This window comes from Natrinema sp. 74 (assembly GCF_046097095.1).
Classification (GTDB): Archaea; Halobacteriota; Halobacteria; order Halobacteriales; family Natrialbaceae; genus Natrinema.
Genome location: NZ_CP175698.1, coordinates 3,404,562 through 3,426,507, shown reverse-complemented (window position 1 = coordinate 3,426,507; position 21,946 = coordinate 3,404,562). Strand labels below are relative to the sequence as shown.

23 protein-coding genes are annotated in these 21,946 nt (G+C 62.8%); 8 read left to right on the top strand and 15 right to left on the bottom strand.

Going from position 1 to position 21,946, the window contains the following annotated elements; all coding sequences use genetic code 11:
- Position 1 precedes the first annotated feature (1 nt).
- The 6 genes from ACJ70B_RS17095 to ACJ70B_RS17070 form a co-directional block, all read right to left on the bottom strand.
- The gene (locus tag ACJ70B_RS17095) at positions 2-1,147 is read right to left on the bottom strand and encodes an ABC transporter ATP-binding protein (protein WP_408958194.1); all 1,146 of its coding nucleotides are present in this window, start codon (positions 1,145-1,147) and stop codon (positions 2-4) included.
- Positions 1,148-1,149: 2 nt separating this feature from the next.
- A complete protein-coding gene (locus ACJ70B_RS17090) occupies positions 1,150-2,082 on the bottom strand; it encodes a carbohydrate ABC transporter permease (RefSeq protein WP_408958193.1) in 933 nt (310 codons plus the stop codon).
- A 2-nt stretch (positions 2,083-2,084) separates the two neighbouring features.
- On the bottom strand, positions 2,085-3,038 hold the full coding sequence (locus ACJ70B_RS17085) for a carbohydrate ABC transporter permease (RefSeq protein WP_408958192.1): 954 nt from the start codon (positions 3,036-3,038) through the stop codon (positions 2,085-2,087).
- 88 nt (positions 3,039-3,126) lie between these two features.
- Positions 3,127-4,428, bottom strand: a complete 1,302-nt coding sequence (locus ACJ70B_RS17080) for an ABC transporter substrate-binding protein (RefSeq protein WP_408958191.1) — start codon at positions 4,426-4,428, stop codon at positions 3,127-3,129.
- 347 nt (positions 4,429-4,775) lie between these two features.
- Positions 4,776-6,005 (bottom strand): mandelate racemase/muconate lactonizing enzyme family protein, encoded by a 1,230-nt coding sequence (locus ACJ70B_RS17075; protein WP_408958190.1) that lies wholly within the window; start codon positions 6,003-6,005, stop codon positions 4,776-4,778.
- A 158-nt stretch (positions 6,006-6,163) separates the two neighbouring features.
- Positions 6,164-7,207, bottom strand: a complete 1,044-nt coding sequence (locus ACJ70B_RS17070; protein WP_408958189.1) for a zinc-binding dehydrogenase — start codon at positions 7,205-7,207, stop codon at positions 6,164-6,166.
- A gap of 102 nt (positions 7,208-7,309) precedes the next feature.
- On the opposite strand from ACJ70B_RS17070, the gene ACJ70B_RS17065 reads away from it, so the two are divergent.
- Together ACJ70B_RS17065 and ACJ70B_RS17060 are read left to right on the top strand one after the other, a co-directional pair.
- Positions 7,310-8,083 carry an SDR family NAD(P)-dependent oxidoreductase gene (locus ACJ70B_RS17065; protein ID WP_408958188.1) on the top strand — a complete coding sequence of 258 codons (774 nt, stop codon included), beginning with the start codon at positions 7,310-7,312 and terminating at the stop codon, positions 8,081-8,083.
- Between the two features lie 64 nt (positions 8,084-8,147).
- Entirely contained in the window at positions 8,148-9,116 is a 969-nt protein-coding gene (locus ACJ70B_RS17060; RefSeq protein ID WP_408958187.1) for an MBL fold metallo-hydrolase, read from the top strand.
- Between the two features lie 69 nt (positions 9,117-9,185).
- On the opposite strand, the gene ACJ70B_RS17055 is transcribed toward ACJ70B_RS17060, so the two are convergent.
- The gene (locus tag ACJ70B_RS17055; RefSeq protein WP_408958186.1) at positions 9,186-9,950 is read right to left on the bottom strand and encodes an IclR family transcriptional regulator; all 765 of its coding nucleotides are present in this window, start codon (positions 9,948-9,950) and stop codon (positions 9,186-9,188) included.
- Positions 9,951-11,486: 1,536 nt separating this feature from the next.
- Here ACJ70B_RS17055 and ACJ70B_RS17050 point away from each other — a divergent pair.
- From ACJ70B_RS17050 to ACJ70B_RS17040, 3 genes are all read left to right on the top strand, one after another.
- Complete coding sequence (locus ACJ70B_RS17050; protein ID WP_408958185.1) at positions 11,487-12,548, top strand: zinc-dependent alcohol dehydrogenase family protein; 1,062 nt, start codon at positions 11,487-11,489, stop codon at positions 12,546-12,548.
- 636 nt (positions 12,549-13,184) lie between these two features.
- A complete protein-coding gene (locus ACJ70B_RS17045) occupies positions 13,185-14,195 on the top strand; it encodes a Gfo/Idh/MocA family protein (RefSeq protein WP_408958184.1) in 1,011 nt (336 codons plus the stop codon).
- A gap of 359 nt (positions 14,196-14,554) precedes the next feature.
- On the top strand, positions 14,555-14,770 hold the full coding sequence (locus ACJ70B_RS17040; RefSeq protein ID WP_408958183.1) for a hypothetical protein: 216 nt from the start codon (positions 14,555-14,557) through the stop codon (positions 14,768-14,770).
- Positions 14,771-14,826: 56 nt separating this feature from the next.
- Here the strand turns inward: ACJ70B_RS17040 and gvpM are convergent, their stop codons facing one another.
- The 8 genes from gvpM to ACJ70B_RS17000 all read right to left on the bottom strand — a co-directional run bounded on the left by gvpM (position 14,827) and on the right by ACJ70B_RS17000 (position 19,265).
- On the bottom strand, positions 14,827-15,150 hold the full coding sequence (gvpM, locus tag ACJ70B_RS17035) for a gas vesicle protein GvpM (protein ID WP_408958182.1): 324 nt from the start codon (positions 15,148-15,150) through the stop codon (positions 14,827-14,829).
- A complete protein-coding gene (gvpL, locus tag ACJ70B_RS17030) occupies positions 15,147-16,088 on the bottom strand; it encodes a gas vesicle protein GvpL (protein ID WP_408958181.1) in 942 nt (313 codons plus the stop codon). The genes gvpM and gvpL overlap by 4 nt, the downstream gene beginning before the upstream one ends.
- The gene (locus tag ACJ70B_RS17025; RefSeq protein ID WP_408958180.1) at positions 16,085-16,429 is read right to left on the bottom strand and encodes a gas vesicle protein K; all 345 of its coding nucleotides are present in this window, start codon (positions 16,427-16,429) and stop codon (positions 16,085-16,087) included. Before ACJ70B_RS17025 ends, gvpL begins: the two co-directional genes overlap by 4 nt.
- On the bottom strand, positions 16,426-16,875 hold the full coding sequence (gene gvpJ / locus ACJ70B_RS17020) for a gas vesicle protein GvpJ (protein ID WP_408958179.1): 450 nt from the start codon (positions 16,873-16,875) through the stop codon (positions 16,426-16,428). Before gvpJ ends, ACJ70B_RS17025 begins: the two co-directional genes overlap by 4 nt.
- Before the next feature lie 71 nt (positions 16,876-16,946).
- Entirely contained in the window at positions 16,947-17,843 is an 897-nt protein-coding gene (locus ACJ70B_RS17015; protein WP_408958178.1) for a hypothetical protein, read from the bottom strand.
- Positions 17,840-18,385, bottom strand: a complete 546-nt coding sequence (locus ACJ70B_RS17010) for an Hsp20/alpha crystallin family protein (protein ID WP_408958177.1) — start codon at positions 18,383-18,385, stop codon at positions 17,840-17,842. The genes ACJ70B_RS17015 and ACJ70B_RS17010 overlap by 4 nt, the downstream gene beginning before the upstream one ends.
- A complete protein-coding gene (gene gvpF, locus ACJ70B_RS17005) occupies positions 18,385-18,639 on the bottom strand; it encodes a gas vesicle protein GvpF (RefSeq protein WP_408958176.1) in 255 nt (84 codons plus the stop codon). The genes ACJ70B_RS17010 and gvpF overlap by 1 nt, the downstream gene beginning before the upstream one ends.
- A gap of 2 nt (positions 18,640-18,641) precedes the next feature.
- A complete protein-coding gene (locus ACJ70B_RS17000) occupies positions 18,642-19,265 on the bottom strand; it encodes a GvpL/GvpF family gas vesicle protein (protein WP_408958175.1) in 624 nt (207 codons plus the stop codon).
- Between the two features lie 409 nt (positions 19,266-19,674).
- Between ACJ70B_RS17000 and gvpA the strand changes: the two genes are divergently transcribed.
- From gvpA to gvpO, 3 genes are read left to right on the top strand one after another with little or no spacing between them, the layout of a single operon-like run.
- Positions 19,675-19,938, top strand: coding sequence for a gas vesicle protein GvpA (gene gvpA, locus ACJ70B_RS16995; protein WP_408958174.1), 264 nt, complete (start codon positions 19,675-19,677; stop codon positions 19,936-19,938).
- A gap of 8 nt (positions 19,939-19,946) precedes the next feature.
- Positions 19,947-20,969 (top strand): gas vesicle protein GvpN, encoded by a 1,023-nt coding sequence (gene gvpN / locus ACJ70B_RS16990; protein WP_408958173.1) that lies wholly within the window; start codon positions 19,947-19,949, stop codon positions 20,967-20,969.
- Between the two features lie 54 nt (positions 20,970-21,023).
- Positions 21,024-21,590, top strand: coding sequence for a gas vesicle protein GvpO, halophile-type (gene gvpO, locus ACJ70B_RS16985; RefSeq protein WP_408958172.1), 567 nt, complete (start codon positions 21,024-21,026; stop codon positions 21,588-21,590).
- The last annotated feature ends 356 nt before the right edge of the window (positions 21,591-21,946 follow it).

Below are 21,946 nucleotides of genomic sequence, written 5' to 3'. Positions count from 1 at the left end.
GTTACACCTGTGTGAGTTCGCGTTCGGTTTCGAAGCGACGGTTACAGAGCGCGTCGCCGCTGGTTCCGTCGAAGAGGTGGATCCGCTCGGGATCAAGCGTCACCACGACCGACTCGCCCGCGTTCACGACGTGCATCCCGTCGGTTACCGCCTGTAGGGCGTCGTGGTCGTCCGCTGCGTCGGCGTGCGTGAGGTGGACGACGTTCTGGTCACCGTGAGTCTCCGTGACAGTGACCGTCATCCGGAACTCGTGGTCGCCAAGCGTCGCCGACGCATCCTCGGCTTGCTGGACATCGACCGCCTCCGGACGGATCCCGAGGACGAGTTCGTCCGTGTCGCCGACGGCATCGGCCAGCCGGTCGTCGAACGGGTACTCGAGGAAATCGCCCTCGAAGCTGGTTTCGGACCGCCGGCCCTGGATGAAGTTCATCATCGGTTCGCCGATGAAGCCCGCGACGAACTGGTTTGCGGGCTCGTGGTAGAGCTCCAGCGGTTCGCCGACCTGTTGGAGTTGACCGTCGTTGAGCACTGCGATCCGATCGCCCATCGTCATCGCCTCGGTCTGGTTATGCGTGACGTAGACCGTCGTTACGTCGAGTTCGGTCTGCAGGTTCTGGAGCTCCGTCCGCATCTGTGATCGGAGCTTCGCGTCTAAGTTCGCCAGCGGCTCGTCCATCAGGAACGCTTCGGGATCGCGGACGATTGCTCGGCCCAGCGCGACCCGCTGTTGCTGGCCGCCCGAGAGCGCGTCCGGTTTACGATCTAGCAGGTCCTCGATGCCGAGGTCGGCGGCGACCTCCTCAACTTGTTTGTCCATCTCGTCGGCGGTGTATCCCGTTTCCTCTTCCAGTCCGAATCGGACGTTCTCGCGGACGGTCATGTGCGGATAGAGGGCGTAGTCCTGAAAGACCATCGCGATGTCTCTGTTCTGCGGGACGCGGTAGTTCATGTGATCGCCGTCGATGTAGAGATTCCCATCGCTGGGCGTCTCGAGGCCGGCGATCATCCGCAGCGTCGTCGACTTACCACAGCCCGAGGGGCCGACTAGGACGAGGAACTCGCTGTCCTCGACGTCGATGGTCACGTCCTCGACGGCGACCGTGTCTCCGAACCGCTTCGTCAGGTGATCGAGTTGAATTTGTCCCATCGTTATCCACTCTCCGTGCGCAGTCCTTCCGCGAACTGTTCGGCGAACGCAACGTATATGATAATCGTCGGCAAGGCGGCGAGGAACGCGGCCGACATCCGGATCCCGAAGTCGATACCGGAGGTCGACGCACCGATCGCCGGAAGAATCAGCGTCACCGGCGCTGCCGGGTGATTCGCTCCCGTGATGAGGGTAAATGAGAACAGGAATTCGTTGTAGATCTGGGTGAACTGGTAGATGAACACCACGGCGAACATCGGCTTCGAAAGCGGCAACACGATACGACGGTAGATCTTCGTGATGCTCGCCCCGTCGATTTTGGCCGCCTCAACCAGCGAGTTGGGGAGGCTCATATAATACGAGCGAAAGAGGACCGTACAGATCGGAATCCCGTATGCGGCGTGAGTGATTATCAACGGGATAAGCTCTGAGTGGTGGCGTTGGAAGAGCGGCATGGCCCCGAACATCGGTGCGAGCATCCGCGCGAGCGGGAAGAGGTTGTTCCAGAACCGTGCCAGTGGCACTAACACTGCCTGATACGGGACAAAGACTCCGACCAAGAACAGCGAGAGCACCACTACCTGGCCGCGCCAGTTGACCATCGTGAGGCCGTAGGCGGCCATGCTCGCCAGCAACACGTTGAGTATCGTCGCCGGAACCGCCATGAGCAGTGAGTTCACGAACGAATTCGAGAGTTGGTTGAACGCGTACTGAATGTTCCCGAACGTGAACCCTTCCCCAACCGGCGGGGCAAACGGCAGCGAACGGGCGACGGACCCGTTAGTCTTCAGTGCGGTCATGATTCCGGTCTCGAGTGGGACGAGGAAGAACCCCAGAAAGAGCACGACCAGCGTGTACTGGCCGACGCGTCTGAGGTCGACGTCCTCGACGAGCGATGCGACGTCGACGTTCGTATCCGAAGTGGATCGTGACATTGTCAGAGACTCCCCTGTCGATGCTGATAGACGAGATACGGTGCGATGACGCCGAGCGCGAGTAGCAGTAACATCGTTGCGATCGCGGCCGCGTAGGCCCACTCTCCGAACTTGAACGCCTGTCGGACCATCAACGTGGCCAGAATGTCAGTACCGTTTGGCGGCCGGTACTGACCGACGAGCGCGTAGAGGAAGGTAAACGCCTTGAGGGCGAACACCATCAGGACGACGGCGGCGCTGACCGACGATTCCTTTAGCTGTGGGATGATGATCCGCAAGTACGTTCGGATCGTACTCGCCCCGTCGACTTTCGCCGCCTCGAACTGGTCGGACGGGATCGACTGAAGTCCCGCCAGATAGACGACCATCGCATATCCGCTGAACTGCCAGACCAACGCGAAAATGACCGACGCGAGCGCGATCTGGGGATTTCCGAGCCAGTCGATCGGGTCGAGTCCAAACGTCGTCACGAGGATTGTCAACACCCCGTTATCTTGGTTGTACATCCACAACCAGAGTTGGGCCGTCACGACGAACGAAAGGGCCATCGGGAGGAGATAGACCGTCTGAATCTTGTCCTTGTAGCGGATCCCGTGATCGAGGAGGACCGCGAGGAAGAGGCCCAACGCGAGTGATATCGTCGTAAAGGCGACGAGTAAGATGAGGTTGTTTATCGCGGCCTCTCGAAACGCGGCGCTAGAGAGGGCAGTCCTGTACATCTCGAAGTCGAGATTTGAAAACGTCGGTGGATCGATGCCAGAGTAGTCGGTAAGCGAAATCACGACGTTGTATCCGATGCCACCATAGACGGCGATCCCCATCAGAACAAATGGAATCCCCCAATACGGTGACGACCGGACGAAGTCGCTGTTCAGGAAATACCTGAGCTTCGTCTCCCAACCGACCACCTCCTCTGTCGGTGCTGTCGTCGATTCGGTCGTGTCTCCTGTTGCCATCGAACTAGCCAATACTCGCCACCGTAATAAAAATTGAGTTATGATACGACGCGGCTCGTCTGTGCCGTCGAGCGCTCGCGTGACGATACTACTGCGAGACCGCGTTGAGCAGACCGTCTGCCGCCGCTTGAGCGTCGTACGGGTCCGAGAAGTTGTCCCCGAACGTGCTCTTGCAGTCGCCGAGAGTTTTGGGCTTGACGGCAAGGCCGTGTGCGATCGTCGGCGGATACGCCTCGGAGCTGGTGAGGTCCTCGTAGTTCATCGCGAGGAAGTCCGATAACTCGTTCGGATCGATGTCAGTTCGGAGCGGCACCGATCCCTTGAGGTTGTTGAACGTGATCTGCGCTTCCTTCGTCCCGACGAACTTCTGCCACGTGATCGTCTCCTCCTGACTCGGGTTGTTCGACGTTGCGACAAACGAGTCGACGTGGTAGAAGTAGAGCCCCTCGGTGCCGGGGAAGGGGATCCAGTCCCACTCCTCGCCGTAGTTAAACTTGTCGTCGTCACGAAACATGCCGTAGAGCCAGTTGCCGCCGTGGATACACGCTGCGTCCGCCGGATTCTCGCTATCGCCGATGATCTTCTGGCCGGCCTCGGTGTACCCGATCGAGGACGCGTCGGCGGGGATGTAGTTCTGCTGAATCTCCTGTAGCGTCTCGAGCGCGTCGATTATCTTCCCGCGGTCGCCGTTGCCCTCGATGAAGTTCGTGTACGCGTCGACGCCGCTCTGGCTCGTGAGGATCTGCGCCCACGTCTGGAGACCGAGGAACGACGCTTTCATCCCGTGTGAAAAGGGCGTGTAGTCGGTGTCCTGATCGATCGTCTCGAGTGCGTCCATGAGGTCGGAAACACTGCCGAGGCTTTCGGCGTCGACGCCCGCCTCGTCGAAGGCCGTCGTATTGTAAAACAGGTTGTTCATCCGGTGCGATCCGATCGGCACCACCGGCATCTTATCGTTGAACTTGCAGATGTCGATGACCCGCTCCTGCATGGTGTCTTTGTACCCCTCGGCTTCCCAGACGTCCTCTTCGAGGTCCATCAGGGCACCGTCGTATCGGTTCAGATTTTTCCCCGGCCAGTTCGCGAAGGAACTCATCGGGTTCGAGTTGGCCAACCGACGGAGCACGGTGGCGTTCAGACTGACGTTCCCGCCACCCCCGACTGCCCGAAAGTTCGTCGGTGCGTCCGGGTGTGCATCTTTGAACGCACTCGTCAGCTCGTTGATGGCGTCCGCGCCGTCGCCGCCCGTCCAGCCGTGCATCACCTCGAGTTCGCCTGATCCGCTGCCACCGCCCATACAACCCGCCATTCCGAGCGCAGCGCCCGCCGCGACGCCACCGAGGTACGTTCGCCGATCTATACTCGTGTCCGAATTGTCATTGTCAACCATACGGGTTGTGAAATACCCCCATATATTTATAAATTTACCGGTTGGGAGCAGTCAGGCCGTTCGAGACACCATCGAGGAGGCAACTAATACGCGTGTGTTAGGCCGATAGCAGCCCAGATTAGCGGTCACTGAACGAACGCGGCCGTGTGCGTCTCGAGAAGTGGGACGAGAAGTGCGTTGGGAGCAGACTCTCGCTTGGTTCGGCAGCCGGTCGGCATCGGTCCGTCGGCGCGACTCGCGGTGTCAGTCGAACGGATAGCAGCTTCGTCGACCGAACGGGTGATACGACGTGTCCGACGATCCTCGTTGCTCGACGCGGGTCGGGACGATACGTACTCGAGTTTGGCTCACGCTTCGTCGAACATCTCTGCACCCTCGGCCAGGTGCTCCTCGACCGCATCGAGATCCAACGTCACGCCGAGCCCCGGCCTCTCGGGAACCTCGGCGTACCCTTCGCTGATGATGTCTTCCTCGACTAAGTCCGACCACCAGCCGAGTTCGTAGGAGTGGTACTCGACCGCCAGCGCGTTCGGGATCGCCGAGCCGACATGGATACTGGCCATCGTCCCGATCGGCGAGGAGACGTTGTGCATCGCGACCGGCACGTAGTACATGTCGGCGAGATCCGCGATCTTCCGCGTCTGTCGCATCCCGCCGACGCGGGGCACGTCCGGCGCGACGATGTCGGCGGCCTGATTCTCGAGCAGCCGACGGTTGCCGTGGTTGCGGTAGACGTTCTCGCCGACGGTGATCGGGGTCGAGGTCCGCTTGGTGACCTCCTCCTGGACGTCGTGGTTCTCCGGCGGGATCGGGTCCTCGAGCCACCAGACGTCGTACTCTTCTAAGCGCTCGGCGAGGCGGTGTGCGCTGCCGGCGCTGAACGACCAGTGGCAGTCGAAGGCAACGTCGGCACGGTCGCCAACGCGCTCGGTGACCTTCTCGACGATCTCGGCCTTGTGTTCGATCTCCGGGTTCCGCAGATGGCGGTTCGCCCGATCCTTCTCGTGGCCCGAGGGAACGTCGAGGTCGAACTTCAGGGAGTCGTAGCCCAGGTCCTCAACGACGCGTTCGGCCTCGTCAGCGCAGGCGTCGGGGTCGGCCTCCTCCTCGGTGTGGCAGTCACAGTAGACCCGCATCTCGTCGCGGTACTTGCCGCCGAGAAGCTGGTAAGCCGGCACCTCGAGGATCTTGCCGGCGACGTCGTGCAAGGCGAGTTCGATGCCGGAGATCGCCGAGATCGCTTTCCCGGAGATCGATCCCTCGCCCGAGAGCTTCTGGACGAGATGTTCGTAGAGCCGATCGATGTCCAGCGGGTTCTCGCCCTCGATGAAGGGGGCCATCCGCTCGATGATCTCTCGTTCGCCGGCGCCCCAGTAAGACTCGCCGTTACCGACGAGTCCTGCATCGGTGTAGACGCGGACCAGCGTCCACGGATAGTTGCCGTCGACGATGGTCGTCTGAACGTCCGTGATCTCGACGTCGCGCGGGCCGCGGTCGGCGGAGACGCCCATCGTCTCCGCGGAGAGGTCGCGCATCGTATACTCTGCGTTCGGGTCGGACAGCTGTCTGTAGTCCATCGACAGTCGTGAATTACGGTAGGTACTACTAAAACTTCCGTCTGAAACGGTACCGCATAACAACGCTGGGCGAGGGCCGCATACGGTCTGGAGTCCCTGTTACCGGCGTCCGTCGGCAGGGGTCCCGGAACGCCGGAACTGACGACCAGTGGCCCGTCTCAGTCTCGGAGGACCGATACGTCGAAGACGGGCTTGCAGGTCCCGCCCTCGAGGAACGTCTCGAACGCCTCGTCGGCCTCAAGGAGGCTGAAGCGATCGTCGAGGAACGTCGCGTGATCGACGTCGCCCGAGGCGATCAGCCGGAGCGAGCGCTCGAAGTCCTCGTACATCGAGGCGTAGGAACACTGGAGGTCGATCTCTGCGCGCACAAGCGGGGAGTAGGGCATCGTCGTCTCGCCGGTCTGCCCGACGAGGACGATCTGGCCGCCCTTCCGGACCTCGTCGACCGCCATCGTCAGTCCGGAGGGATGGCCGGTCGTGTCGAAGACCACGTCGTAGCCGACGCCGTCGGTCAGTTCGTCCCGACGCGCCTCGAGGTCGTCGTCCGCGACGTTGACCGTCTGGAAGCCGAGGTCCTCGGCCAGCGGCAGTCGGTAGTCGGCGTCCTGTCCGACGCCGGCGACGACGACCTCGCCACCTTGCGCCCGCGCGATCTGGGCGGTCAGCTGGCCGATGGGGCCGGGACCGGCGACCATGACGCGATCGCCGGGGCTTACGCGCGAGTTCTGGATGACCGCTCGAGCGCCGATGCTCGTCGGTTCGACGAGCGCGGCGTGTTTCGGGTCCATGCCCTCGGGAACGGGATGGAGCGCCGTCTCCGGCACGGCGACGTATCCCTCGTACGCGCCGTCGTGGTCGACGCCGGTGATCACGGCGTTCTGGCAGACGTTCTCTTGGCCCATCTCGCACTGATAGCAGTCGCCACAGCCCCGAATGGGTCGCTCGACGACGCGGTCGCCGACCGAGAATTTCGTGACGTCGTCACCGACCTCGACGATTCGACCGGTGTACTCGTGACCGATGACGGTCGGCAACTCCATTCGCTCGAAGGCCGATTCGAACTCGTAGATACCCGCATCACTGCCACAGAGGCCCGCGTAGTCGACCTCAATCAGCGCCTCGTCCGGCCCGGGTTCGGGCCGCTCGAGGTCGACGAGTTCCATGGCTCCGTGACTGCGACTGGTCTTGGCTAATCCGCGCATGGTGTCGGGTCGTTCGCGAGCAGTTATAATTCTGTGGGGTTTCCCGATCCGGAGCGGGCCGGGACGGTAAACGTAATAGGGGCGGACGGTTACGATATCCGTATGGTCGACTACGATCACAGTCCAGTGACTGTCGACGGCAAACGAGCCGTCGTCGTCGGTGGGACCAGCGGTATCGGACAGGCGATCGCTCTCGGCTTCGCCGAAGAGGGTGCCGACGTCATCGCGACGAGTCGCGACGAATCGAAGGTCGCAGAGACCGCGGCGGCGATCGAGGACCGCGGCGTCGAGACGGCGCAGGTCACCTGCGACGTGACCGACCCCGACTCGCTCGAGGCCGTCCGCGAGACGGCCGTCGACGAGTTCGGCGGCATCGACATCGTCGTCGCGTCGCAGGGGGCGATTTCCCGAGCGACCGTCGAGGGTATCTCCGACGAGGAGTGGGAGTTCGTCACCGACGTCGCGCTCGACGGCGTTCGCCGCGTCACGCAGGCGTTCGCGCCCGCGATGGATGACGGCGGCTCGATCATCAACATCTCCTCGCTGTCGGCCCGGCTCTCGATGGCGAACCTGCCGGCCTACAGCACCGCGAAGGGAGGCGTCGAAGCGTTCACCCGCGCGTCCGCAAAGGAACTCGCGCCCGACGTTAGGGTCAACGCGATCGCGCCGGGCTTCGTCATCACCCCACAGAACGCCGAAACGTACGCCGAAGGGACCGAGAAGCGAACGCGCATCGATGAACGGACCCCGCTCGAGCGAGTCGCCGAGCGCGAGGAAATCGTCGGCGCGGCGGTCTACCTCGGCAGCGACGCCGCCTCGTTCGTCACCGGCGAGGTCGTTACGATCGACGGCGGGTTCGCAGACAGCGCGTTCTGACCGGACCAACGGTTCTACTCGGACCAACGTTTTTGTGGTCTCCGCGAGACTATCCAGTCACCGAATGCGAGAGCTCACGACGCAGACGGTAGCGCCCGGCATCCACCGGATCGAGACCGTCATCGACGACAAACTGCACGGCTACCACGTCCTCGAGGGCACAGAGGGACCGATCATCGTCGACCCCGGCGTCGTCGACGCGCCGACGACGGTCTACCGCCCCTTTCTCGAGGATCGAGGCTGGTCGCTCGAGGACGTTTCGCTCGCCGTCATCACTCACGCTGACGCCGATCACCACGGCGGCAGCCGCGAACTCCGCGACCACGCGCCGTCGGTCACGCTCGCGGCCCACGACGCCGACGCGGACCTGATGGAGAGCACCGACCGCGTCATGCGCGAGCGCTACGGCATGTTCGCCGACGAGCACGGAATCACGTACGACGACGACACGACCGAGTGGCTCGAGGGGATGATGGGGCCCGGCGAACAGATCGATCTCCGACTCCGGGGCGGAGAGCGTGTGGCGCTTGCGGACCGAGAGCTCCAAGTCCTCCATACGCCCGGACATACGCGCGGTCACCTCGCGCTCTACGATCCCGCCACTGACCTCGTGATCGGTGGTGACGCGGTCTTCGGACGGGGCGTCTTCACCGTCGACGGCGACTACATCCAACCGCCGCCGTACTACCGCTATCCCGAGTACGAGCGGACGATCGAACTGCTTCGGGCTCTCGACGCAGACGCGCTGTCGCTGACCCACTACGAACTCTTCGAGGGTGCCGACGTCGGTGACTTCCTCGACGAATCGCTGGCCTTCGCGTCGGAACTCGACGCGCTGATTCCTGCAATCGTAGACGAGCACGGCACGGTAACCCTGCGCGAGGCGATCGACGCCATCGTCGACCGTCGCGGCAGCTACGGACTCGACGTCGACCTCGCGTATCCGCTCTCCGGGCACTTCGCCGCCTACGTCGACCGCGGAACCCTCAAGCGGACGACGGCGGACGGCGTCGTCGCGTGGCGTTGGTCGTGAGACGGCCGTTCGTCATTAGTGAACACGCATTCGGTAGATCAATTGGTAATCACCATCTCTGCAAAATGGTCATGAATACGTCATGTTGAGTTCGATCACGTTTGCGGCACTCTCGAGTAGGTCGGGGAGTTCGGTCTCGAACCGATCGCCCCGCATGCGACTCGTCGGCCCAGCGACGCTGAGCGCGCCGATCGGCCGGTCGTCGCGGTCTAAAATCGGGACGGCGACGCAACAGAGGCCGCCGATTCGCTCTTCGCGGTCGAACGCTACTCCGCGGTCTCGAATCGTCTCGAGTTCGGCCTTGAGCTCGTCGCGGTCGGTGATCGAGCGCTCGGTGTCGGCTGTCATCCCGTGCTCGTCTATGATCGTGTCGACACGGTCCTCCGGAAGGTACGCCAGGACCGCTTTTCCCAATCCGGTGTTGTGCAGCGACACGCGGTGTCCGGTACTTGCCGCGACGTTGACGGCCTGGTCTCCTCGCACTCGACAGACGTAGACGCCCTGTCCGTGCTCCTCGACCAGGAGGTTAACCAGCTCCCCCGTTTCGTCTGCGATCGACTCCATTTCGGGACGAGCCGTCTCGTAAAGGTCGTTGCGCTGGCGCACGTACCGACCGAGATCGAGAAAACGGAGCCCGAGATAGTACGTGCCGTCCATTTTGACGACGTACTCTTCTTGCTCGAGAGTGCTGAGGTAGTTGTAAACGCTGCTTTTCGGCAATTCGAGTTCATTTGACAATTCAGTAACGCCAGCACCGTCGAGTCGACGCAACGTCTGGAGAATGTCGAACGTCGTGACGACCGATTTGACGGGATTGTTCGCTCGCTTGCCCATACATTGCCTAGTTAGCGTTTGGTATAAATATCTATGCGTTCATCATTTCCGAACAGGCTGTCTACAATGTGAACCACGCTTTCAGACGAGGGGTTGCCGAGTGGAGACCGCTACTCGGTAGTGAGTAAAGTTTATCGTTCACACACCTCAGTTCGCTACATCGACTATGTTCCCCAATGACAAACAATTGTTTACTATTCTAGATTCGGTCGTCTTTCGGGAGCAGCGCCGATAAGCGAGCTAATCTCGCTATTGTCCGTTGAGACGACTATCGATCGGATCACCGATAGTCGTATCGCCGTCTTGGATTATGACGGTCGATCGTTGTAGTAACGACGCTTCCGACGCTGTTCGTTATTAGATAACGAACAACTCATCCGAGCTAATGACGCTCTCCGCCGACCCCAACAGCGTCCGACCGGCCGGACATCACCGGACTATCGAGGCGAACGGTTCAGCACGGCCTCAACTGCGCCATCCATTACACACATATGGTTGTAATCTTCCGGCAGGAGGACCGAGATGTGAGTGCCGATTGAACCCTCTTTCAGCGGATCATCCCCGAGGCCGACCGACGTGACACAAATGAGATTGCGAACGGCCCTGAGCTGGTTTCTATCCCTACCTTTCGGTTATCGATATATCATAGATTCTCGACAGAAGAGCGTACTAGTGGTCTCGCGGCGGCTCGAGTTTTGGCGAGAGACGGTGTGGCCATTAGCTCGTAGTAATTCTCGGCAGTGTCAATACTCGTGTGGTCGGCTCAGTGACGACACAGGCCCCGATTATAGAACGACTGAGATGGACCATCCAACACAAACTCTATTGGCGACAGGTATTTCGGTCTTCTCAGGCCAGACAGTCGCTCATTTCGAATTGATCGAGACAGTTCGGTGGTCGACCGGATCGACGTGACCATAGCGCCCGAAATCGCGTTCTCTTGTGAATTTAACGCAGAATACGGCTGTTAGACTGGGTCAGCACCGGCTGACCAGCCCGACGTCGAAAATCGCCCCTATCCCGATAATATTGTAGAATACACACAAGAAACTGCAGTTATATCCGCAACGACTCACAACGTCAAACGCCCCAATGGGCGCGCTATCCGTCCGATCTCCGAACCGCTTCTAGACTCTCCTCGAGAGCCACACTGATGGATTTAGATCATTTCGCTCGATTTACTCACCGATTCGCTCGCCCCTCAACTATATTACCTGCTTTCCAATATATCTGAGCTAGTATCAGATATAGAATCAAATGTTCGATAACACGGTGATAGCATCGATTCCTTCGGCCGTCCGACTAACCGAGGGAGTGACGCGGAGATTGTTCCTAATTAGCTATCCACACATTCTTTGACTACGACACATCGTTCATGCGTTTCTGGTTTTAATCCCGAACAACGAAGAAAGCAGCCGGCATAGCGGGCCTACACCGCTAATACCGTTACCAACGATGTAAAACTCGAGAAAAGTTTGTGATACGTTACGAACGTACCTCATACACTTTTATACTGACTATCCCTATTGTTGAGATATGCGAGCAGCCGTACTCGAAGAGCACGGGGAACCGCTGGCGGTCAAAGACGTCGACTATCCAGAGCCGGCTCCGGACCAGGTCATCGTCGAGACCGAGGCGTGTGGCATCTGTCGTAGCGATTGGCACGCGTGGCAGGGCGACTGGAACTGGATCGGCGCGGGCGTGCCGGAAGGCCAGATCCTCGGCCACGAGCCCGCCGGCGTCGTCTCGGCGGTCGGAAGCGACGTTGAGACGTTCGAGGAGGGCGACCGCGTGGCGGTGCCGTTCCACCTCGGCGACGGGGCCTGTCCTCACTGTCAGGAGGGACGGGCGAATAACTGCGAGACGGTGCTCCCGCTGGGTCTCTCGGAGTACTCCCAGGGAGCGTTCGCGGAGGCGTTCCCCGTCCGCGAAGCCGATTTCAACTGCGTGGCGATGCCCGACGACGTCGGCTTTACCGAGATGGCCGGCCTCGGCTGTCGCTTTATGACGGCCTATCACGCGCTGGCCGACCGCGCCGACCTCCGACCCGGCGACTGGGTCGCCGTTCACGGCTGTGGCGGCGTTGGTCTCTCGGCGATCCATATCGCGCAGGCACTCGGCGCACACCCGATCGCGATCGACGTCCTCGACAGCAAACTCGAGCGCGCCGAGGAGCTAGGTGCCGTCGAGACGATCAACGGTGCCGAGGTCGACAGCGCACCCCAGGAAGTGAAGGCGATCACCGACGGCGGTGCCGACGTCTCGATCGACGCGCTGGGCATCGCTGAGACCTGCCAGAACTCGGTCAACAGCCTCGGTACGCGGGGCAGCCACGTACAGGTTGGCCTGACGACCGGCGAGGAACAGGGACAGATCGACCTTCCCGTCGATATCATGACGATGCAGGAGATCGACTTTCACGGCTCCTTCGGGATGCCGCTGGTCCGCTACGAGGAGCTGTTCAACTTGATCGCTCAGGGCACCCTCGAGCCCGACAAGATCATCGGCGAGACGCTTTCGCTCGAGGAGGCTCCCGAAACGCTGGCCGCGATGGACGAGTACGAGACGGTCGGCATTCCAGTCATTACCGAGTTCTAAGCGGCGACCGGAGTCTGGCGAGGCGAAGTCGGCGACCGTTGTTAGAACGCTACTACGTCGGTTTCGAGCTGCTATCCGCCGTGAACTGCCGCTATCGACGAATCGTGAACCCCGGGCGGGCGGGAACCGCCCTGGGCGTGAGAGACATGAGCGTACTCGAAGTGGGGCGAGTCCACGTCCGAGCGATCCGGGCACGAACGCACGCGGTCGGCGTATGAGTTGGGTCAGGTGCGTACCCGACGGGGTCGTTCAGCCCCGCAGGTCGGCTGATGCACGGCTCGCCTATTGTTATGCGGAAGCTTGGCACCGGTAGCGGCCCCGAACCGGACACAGGCGGCGTATAATTGACCGGTAGCGGTCCGCTACGGTCGGTTCGGCGTGGCAGTTTACGGTCAGACCGCGTGTCGCACTCGCGATGGAGACTCTCGTCCCGACCTGCATCGCTCGACGCTCTCGGGCGAGCGGCCGACCGACGTCCTCGAGGACGGGGTTCGGACTCCGCTATCGTGACGTTGGCGTAGCGTCGCAGACGGGAAACGCTGGGGTGGCCCGGCCATCGGTGCCGTCCTCGAGTGGAACGGGGTGCTTGCCTGCGACGCCTCCAGAGGAATAGGGATGGGGGCCGTTCGAGACGGTATGAGCGATAGCGCCACGTCGCGCTCGATTCGCGTCGGTATCGTCGGACTGGGATACATCGGAACCACTGTGGGCGGCGGGTTCCACCGCCACCCGGACGCGACCGTTCACGCGATCTGCGATCTCGACGCCGAGCAACGCGAGGCGGTGGGCCGCGACTTCGCCGTCCCCGCCGAGCGGCGGTACGCCGAATACGCCGCGATGCTCGAGGAGTCGACCATCGACGCAGTCCTCATCGGGACGCCGCATACGCTGCACTACGAGCAGGTTCTCGCCGCCCTCGACCGGAATTGGCACGTCTACTGTGACAAGCCGCTGACGACCGACCTCGAGCGGGCGCGGGAACTCGCTTCGCTAGCTGAGCGAAGCGACCGGACCGTGATGGTCGGCTACCAGCGCCACCTGCAGACGGCGTTCCGAACGGCCCGCGAACGGTTCGCCGACCGGGAGCCGACCTGGCTGACCGCCGCGATAACGCAGGACTGGATCGACGACTCTCGGGGGACGTGGCGGCTCGATCCCGAGCTATCCGGTGGGGGGTTCCTGTACGATACGGGCAGCCACGTCCTCGACGGCGTCCTGTGGACGACCGGTCTCGAGCCGGCGTCGGTCGCCGCGAGCATGGACTTCCACGACGAAGCGGCGCGAATCGACCGTCGCGCCCACCTCGACGTGCGGTTCGAAAACGGCGCGACCGGAACGTTCTCCTTCCACGGCGACGCGCCCTCCGTCCGCGAACACCTCCACCTGTGGGACGACAAGGGCGCGGTCTATCTCGAGGGAACCCAGTGGGGATCCCGCGAGGTCATCGAGATTGATTCCGATGCCGGCGAGTACGCGCCGTACATCGATCCGCGCGACGAGCAGTCGCGAGCCGATGCCTTTCTCGAGAGCGTCACTGCGGGGACAAACCCCCCGGCGACGGTTGCGGATGCCCGTCGAGTAACGGCGCTGACCGAAGCGGCATATGAGGCGGCACGGACGGGCGATCGAATCCCGGTTGAGACGTGACTCGGCGGCGGCAATCACGGCCCATCGTCGCAGCGGTGTGGCCTGGTATCGTTCACGGGGCCCCATCCCGTGATCCACGGCGATAACACGCGGATTTCTCCGTTCGCTCCGTCGGAAAAGATCGTTTTCGACAACCGTTCAGACTGCAATCGACCACCGATGATCCCGACGCCGTCACTCGATTTCAATGGAATTACGCACGTACTACATCGTTCGAGTGGGTGGGAGTGACGGGTAAAGCGGCACACCTGTCTGCCGACGACCTAATGTGGGGTGAAATCAGGTAAGACTTCCATAGTCACTCATCCCGCCTGGTTACAAGCCGGATAACTACGGTCGGTGCTGGCTATCGAACCGATATGATCACCTGCACTAACTGCGAGACCGCCCAGTTCCTGCAGATCACGCAGAGTCGCGTCTACTTCGAGGACGGGGAGATGATCAACGAAATCTCCGAGACGTACGAGTGCACCCTCTGTGGGGCGACTGGCAAGTACATTTACGACGACGACTCCGACGAGGAGACCGTCACCGGCGAGGTCGAACACACCACCGAACGCCCGAAATACGCCTGACAGGCGCTCTGCCAGAGCCACGACCCGTCGGACGACGGCCAGTGCTCTCTTCTCGTTTACTCCTCCGCGTGGTTTTGGTCTCGCGAGCCGTCGTGGGAACTACCGACGCCGAGTTCGGTCACCGCTTTGGGGTCCGCGTTCGAATCGGGATCGTCGTACTGCCGTCTCCGTACCGCGGCCGACCGACGAGTCGCGTCCCACTCCTCGAAGAGGCCGTATTCGGTCATCGTCTCCATCCCGGCGATCGCGGCCGTCAACTTAATTCCCACGAGCGGAATCTCGGCCACCGAAACGATCACGTCGGCCCGGACGACCGCGCCGTCTCTGAGCAACACGTCGAGTACGTCGACGAGCGCGTCGTCGTCCTTTTGCGGTCTCATGGCTGTGGGTTTTCGCGGTCGTTCGCCGCGGGAGTTCCGTCGCCACCGCCCAGTTCCGGCGCGAACGTATACGGCGGCCACGGCCCCGTGAACCGGACCTCGAGGCCGTCGGTCGCGGCCACGTCGTCGAGGATCGAGCCGATCGCCCCCTCGTCGTCCTCGTGGGCCAACAACGTGAGCCGACAGAGAGTTTCGCCATCGCTCGCGTCGTCACCGCCAGCGGAGCCACCGGTCAACTCGTCGGAGAGTTGCGCGCTCGGCGAGCGCTCGAGCGCGTGTACCTCCCGCGCCTCGGCGGCCAACCGCTCCTCGAGATCGGCGGTCAGCGAGTCGCGGCGGGCGGCCCGCAGTTCGGTCAACCGCTGGTCGAACCGCTTCTCGAGCAGGAACGCGGTTCCCTCCGCCGAGTCGCCGATCCGTTCGTCGAGTTCGCGCAACTGGTCGTCGCGCTCGATCAGCGCCTCGTCGCTGACGCGGTCGACCTCGACGACTTCGACGCGGTACTCCCAGTGACCGGCTAGCCCGGAGAGGGCGCGCTTGAGGGTGGCTTCCTCCTCGTGGAGCCACTCGCGGACGCGGTCGTCATCGCCTCGGAGGATCGTGTCGAACTGAAACGGGATCGGCGTGCCAAACGCTCGTCCGGCCTCGTCGACAACCGTCTGATGCCGGACGAGCCAGCGGCGGATCTGAGCGAGATTCGCCGAATCGTAGATACCGTCGCAGGCGTGGACAACGGCTCCGATTCCGCGTTCGACGATGACCGAAACGGGTTCGCCGTCGACGCCGGTCGTCTCGAAATCGCCGTCCGCGTCGGCCGGGACGATACAGTAGAGGTACCGACCCTCGTCGATCGCCGGCGCATCGGCCGGGTCCGCGGTCGCCTCTCCCTGAGGCATCTCGAGGGCGTCCGCCGGCCCGTCGGCTCCGCGGTCGCTCATTCGCCCTCACCTCCGAACACGGAGTAGCCGGGTTTCCGGGTAGCCGTCGGCTCGCCGCGGAACTGTTCGATCGCGTCGTCGACCAGCCCGTCCAGATCGCCCCGGAGATCGTCGACGCCCGCTTCGATCCCCTCGTCGGCTTTGAGCCGCTCGATTTCGGCTTCGATCGTCGCGAGCTGGCTCCCCAGCCGTTCGACCTCCTCGTCCGAGAGGGTCCCCGACTCCATGCGGCGGACCGCCTCCCGCTCGAGCGCCTCGATCAGGAGTTCGACGACGGTGACGACCAGCGTCATCAGTCCGTCGCGCGCGTCCTCGCCGTCGCCGACGTCGATCGCTGTCACGGTCCGTCACCTCCTGATTCTGACTCCGCTTCCGGGGCAGCCTCCTCGGTTTCGGCCTCCTCGCCGGTCTCGCCGGCCGGTTCCGTCTCGTCGCGTCCGTCGCTGTCGGCGCTCCGCTCGTCGTCCGCGTCGCCCTCAGCGGTGGTGGAGACGCCTCGAGCCGGATCGATCACCGGATTCGGCCGATCGGCCGTCGCGACCTCGGGGTCGTCGACCGCCTCCGCGACTCGCTGCATGTCCGTTCCCTCGGGAAACTCGAGGCCGTACTTCGCCGCGGTCTCGAAGGAGGCGATCGCGGCCCGAAGCTGGACGCCGAGCAGTTGCGTGTCGCCGATCGAGACGGCGATATCGGCGTTGATAACGATGCCCTTGTCGAGCAGCATCTCGACGACCTCGGCGAGGTCGGCCTTCTGGCGACTCGGCTGGAACTCATCGACCATCTCCATCACCCCGGAGGCGGCGTGACCGCTGTTCGATCGTCGATCCCACACAGCCGTTCGGTCGCCGCAGTGGTCGGTCAGTCATTGGAGTCTCTCCGTCGTCGTTCCCGCTCGAGTTCGAACCGGCGGCCGTAGATCCGTCGTCGCGTCGGCGCGGTCGACAGCTTCACCGCTTGCGGTACGGTCGAGTACCGAGCGCCGCCGAGGTCGCGCCGCTGGGTCGGGATCGTCGCCGCGGCCGTCGGATTTCGCGAGTTCGTACTCGTGTCCTCTCGGCGCATCTTCTCGCGGTTGTACTCGTACAGCCGTTCGAATTTCGCGTGTGTCTCGAGTAACGCTGCACGGAAGGCGTCGATGCCGTCGATGGCCTGGCGCTGAATGGCCGCCTGATAGGCTTCGGGATCGTCCGTGATGTCGATGTCGCCGAGCGCCTCCGTTGCGGCCTCGGTCGCGTCGACGTCCGTCTCGAGGAGTTCGCCCTCTTCGCCGAACAGCCGTTCGTCGCTGGACGCGATCTCTGCAACGGCCTTTTCGACCGTGCCGGCGTCGGCGCTGTCCTCCAGTTCCTCGAGGGCGGCGTCCAGTTCGCGTTTCTCCTGCCAGAGCCCGGTCAGGTCCGCGGCATCCCACGTCTCAAGGAGATCGATCGCGTCGAACAGTTCCCGAAACGAGATCAGATCGGTCGCGTCCGCGTCCTCGTCGGCCAGAACGGCGGGAAGCTCGCCGGCCTCGATCGCATCGAGGAGTTCGTCCTCGTTGACCGCGTCCGGGAGATCGGTGAGATCGATCTCTTCGAGCAGTTCGCCGACCTCTTTGGCGACACGCGCGAGCGCGTCGAGGTCGCCGATCACCGATTCGACGGTCTCGTCGTCGAGTTCGTCGATCGCCTCGACGTCGTCGACGACCGCGTCGAGATGCTGGAGGCTCTCGGTCGCGTCCTCGAGCAACGCGTCGAACGGCTCGGTCTCGGTCATCTCTCACCCTCCGTCTCCGGCACGATCTCGACCGTGAGCACGCCGTTTTTGATCGTCGCCTCGGACGCGGTCTCGTCCCAGGGAACGTCGATACGATCGAGTTCGCGCTCCTCGACGGCGATGACGAGCGTCGACTCGTCGAAGCCCACGGTGACGTCCTCGGGATCGACGCCGGCGATGTCCGCGGTGACGAGCAACTCGTCGTCGTGCGTTCGGATCGCCACGTGGTGATCGCTCGACGGCCCCGACGACCGAACTCGACGCGTTCGCGGTCGGCCGCGGTCTCGCTCGGCGTCGCTGGGGCGGCGAGCAGGCGGCGATTCGTCCGCCGAGAGCCCGTCGGCGGTCCGAATCGAGATGTCGTAGTCGAAGACCGTTCGATCGCCGCGACGGCGACCCGACCGCGATGTCGAGCCGTTCTCGAGCGATTCCAATGCGGCGAACAGGCTCGAGAGCCAGTGATCGCTCTCGTCGGTGCTCTGTTCGTCGGCCCGGTCATCGTCCGATTCGTCGCGGTCGTCTGTCGGTGGGTGTTCGCTCATTATCGTTTCACCTCCACGCGGCCGCTCGAGAGTCGCTCGTGGACGTCGCGAGCGGTCTCGAGTTCCGCCTCGAGTTCCTCTTTCCGTCGCCGGTACTCTGCTTCGGGCCGTTCGCCGAGTTCGTACAGCAGCTGGTTCTCCTTGAGTTCGTCCTCGATGGCCTCCACGTCGTACAGTTCGTCGAGCGCGATAGAGTGAAGCGCGTTGACGATACCCATGAAGGGCCGGAACAGGAGGTCGTCGAGGACGAACATGGTTACTGTTTGGCTCCGATTTTCACGTCGACGAAGCTATACGGCGCAAACGGTCCGGTATACTGGACCAGCAGGTCGTCGCGGTCGGCTTCGAACTCGGCGACCGCCTCGTCGAACGCCTCGCGCTCATCCTCGTCGACGAGATACGAGCGGTTCAAGACAAGCCGATCGCTGAACAGGTCGTTTTCGACGGCCTGCGTGGCGATGGAATCGAACCGGGCTTCGACGTCGTCCTCGAGCGCCTCACGGTCGACATCTGCGTCGTCCTCGCGGACGAGTTTGAGGCCGAGTTCGATCTTCCCTTCGATGTCGTTCATCGCGCGTCGGAACGCCGGTCGCGCCCCGCGTAAGACGTTCTTCAGTTCTCGGTCGCCCTCGAAGGCCATCCCGAACTGCATGGGAACGACGGTCGTCCCGCCGTCGTAGGCCATGATCTCTCGAAGCACATCGTCGTGGAGTTGGGCGTCCTCGTCGGTCTCTTCGGGATCGGTGGTGTCGATGTCGGAGACGACCGCGCCGAGTCGACGATGGGAGACCGTGTAGACGCTGTCTGCGCCCGCGACCGCATCGGTTTCGAACGCGACGTCGTCCGACTCGACGACGCCGTAGACGTATCGGTTGCTCATCGCGGATCACCCGCCGACCGCGGCGGAGCGCCGGCTGAAGACGGCGATCGTCTTCCGACGGACACGGGATCACCGTCTGGGAGTTGACGCCCGTTACGAGCCGATCGACGATACCTATGGGTCGATAAACGCGTGCGTGCTTCGTCTCGGTCAGCGATGGGACGGATCGGTAGCATGAGGTATGTGGCAGAGTGTAAGCGCCGCGGTTTTCGCGGTCTGGCCCGTAACGAGCCTCGGATCGAGTATCGTCACGAACTGTTCGTCGCGCCCGCCAGTTATCGTGGTGCTTGCAGTCGCAACCCCGAATGCGCTAAAAGCGACGCCGATCCGAGAACGGCGACCAAAGATAGTGAGACTTGCAAGTGCAGACCGAGTCGAATTACGAGGAGGCGGCCAAGAAGCAGCCGTTATGACACAACGAACTCCGAATTCCTCGAGTCTGGCGGAAGTACTGGACCGCGTCCTCGATAAGGGCGTCGTCATCGACGTCTGGGCGCGGATCTCAGTCGTCGGAATCGAGTTGCTGACGGTCGAGGCCCGCGTCGTCGTCGCCTCAGTCGACACCTTCCTGCACTACGCAGAGGAAATAGCGAAAATCGAGCAGGCCACCGCCGAGGGCGACGTCGAAGAACTCGAGGAACTCGAGGTCGAGCCCCGCGCCGAACCGTCGTAACCCTTCATATGGCCGACGACGCCTCGCGAAAGCGTACGGTCCGTGGCCGGAAGATCACGGCCAGCCGCGAGCAGAAAGCGACCCGAAAATCGAAGAAGGATCTCGCCCGGAAGTCGCCGAGTGGCGACCGCAACGGCGACAGCCTGCTCTCCGACCCCAAGGCGGTCGTCCCCGAGCCGTTCGTGGAAACGGACGCCGTCGAATCCCTTCAAGAGCGGATCACGGGTTGGCTCGAGGCCGACCAGCCGGTCCACCTGATCGGGCCGACGGGGTCGGGCAAGACGGCACTCGCGCTGTCGGCTGCGGCGAACCGCGGTCGGCCGGTCGTCCGGCTCAACGGCGACGAGGCGATCGATACGGCCTCGCTCGTCGGCACCCACGCCGGCGGCGAGCGCTACGAAGAGAGCGATCAGTTCGTCAGCGGCGTCAGCAAGAAGACGGAGATCGTCCGCGAGCAGTGGGTGGACAACCCCCTCTCGGTCGCCGTTCGCGAGGGTGCGACGCTCGTTTACAACGAGTTCTCGCGCAGCGACCCCACCGCCCACAACGTCCTGCTCTCGGTCTTCGAGGAGGGCGTCTTGGAGCGGCCGGGCAAGCGCGGCGAGGATCGGACGATCGACGTCCACCCCGAATTTCGGGCGATTCTCACGTCAAATGACGTGGAGTACGCCGGCGTCCACGAACAGCAAGATGCGCTGCTCGATCGGTTCGTCGGCGTTCACGTTGGCTTCTACGACGACGAGACGGAACGCGAGATCGTCGCGTCCCACGTCGACCTCCCGGCGGACGATATCGACACCGTCGTGGCGACGACGCGGGCGCTTCGCGACGAACTCGAGATCGCCGTGGGTACGCGGACGGCGATCACCGCCGCGGCGGGGCTGGCGGTCTTCGACGGCCACGACGCCGACGGTGAATTCGACGACGAGACGCTGTCGAACGTCTTCACGGACGTTCTCGCGCCGAAGATCGCGGGCGAGGGCGGCGGTGATATCGACGAGTTGCGATCGCGAATCGCGGAGACGATCTGACCGAGAGCGGGATCGATCGACCCGGACGATCCATATCGAACTGAATCCAGACCAATGGCCGAAGCCGACGTGCAATCACACGAGCAATGCAGGGCTATAACCGAGGATGGCGAGCGCTGCTCACGGCGGGCTCGAGACGGCGGCTTCTGCTTCCAGCACGACGAGAGTGATCCAACAGTGAGCGACAGTCAGCAAACCGATCGGGAAGAACAAACCGAACAGACGGACGAGGCGGCCGAGCGCGAGACGGGGGACTCCGAATCGAACGAGACCGAATCGCGCGAAACGGTCGACATGACCGCCGAGGAGGAGACTGACCCCGAAGAGACGGACGCGGAGTCCGACGCCGACCGCGAGGAGATCGCCGGTATTCTTGCGGTCCGAAAGACCGTCCAATCGACCGCGAGCGAACTCATCGGCCACGAGTTCGACGGCGTCAGCGAGATTACCCCGACCGACGACGGCTGGCGCGCCGTCGTCGAGGTCGTCGAGCGGCGAGCCGTCCCGGACACCCAGGACATCGTCGGTCGTTACGAGATCGAACTCGATACCGACACCACCGTTCACGGCTACCGCCGACTCGATCGCTACCGCCGCGGCGACACCGCCGAGTTCGAGTGACGCTCGAGCGCGGATTCGAATCGGGATCGGTCCCGGCGTGAGTGGCAACGCCATCCGTCGTCGCTGTCGCCGTCTCCGCTGTTGCCGTCTCTCCTCGCCGCAAGGGGGGCTATCGGTCGAGTCCGAAGAGAAGCGGTCGAGCCCGCTTTTCGCCTCCTTCGACCTGTCTCCGTCAGTTTAATCCGCGTTCTCGGACGAAGAAACGCGCTTAGCGTCCCCGTCGTCTACCGGCACGAGTGTAACTTGATCGAGACGGGCGTTGTTCTCTTGAAACTGCCGCACTAGCTGCTCGTCAACGTCGTCAATCACGCCCTCGATGCTAATTCGGATTTCGTTCTCTTCGAGAGATGGTTCGA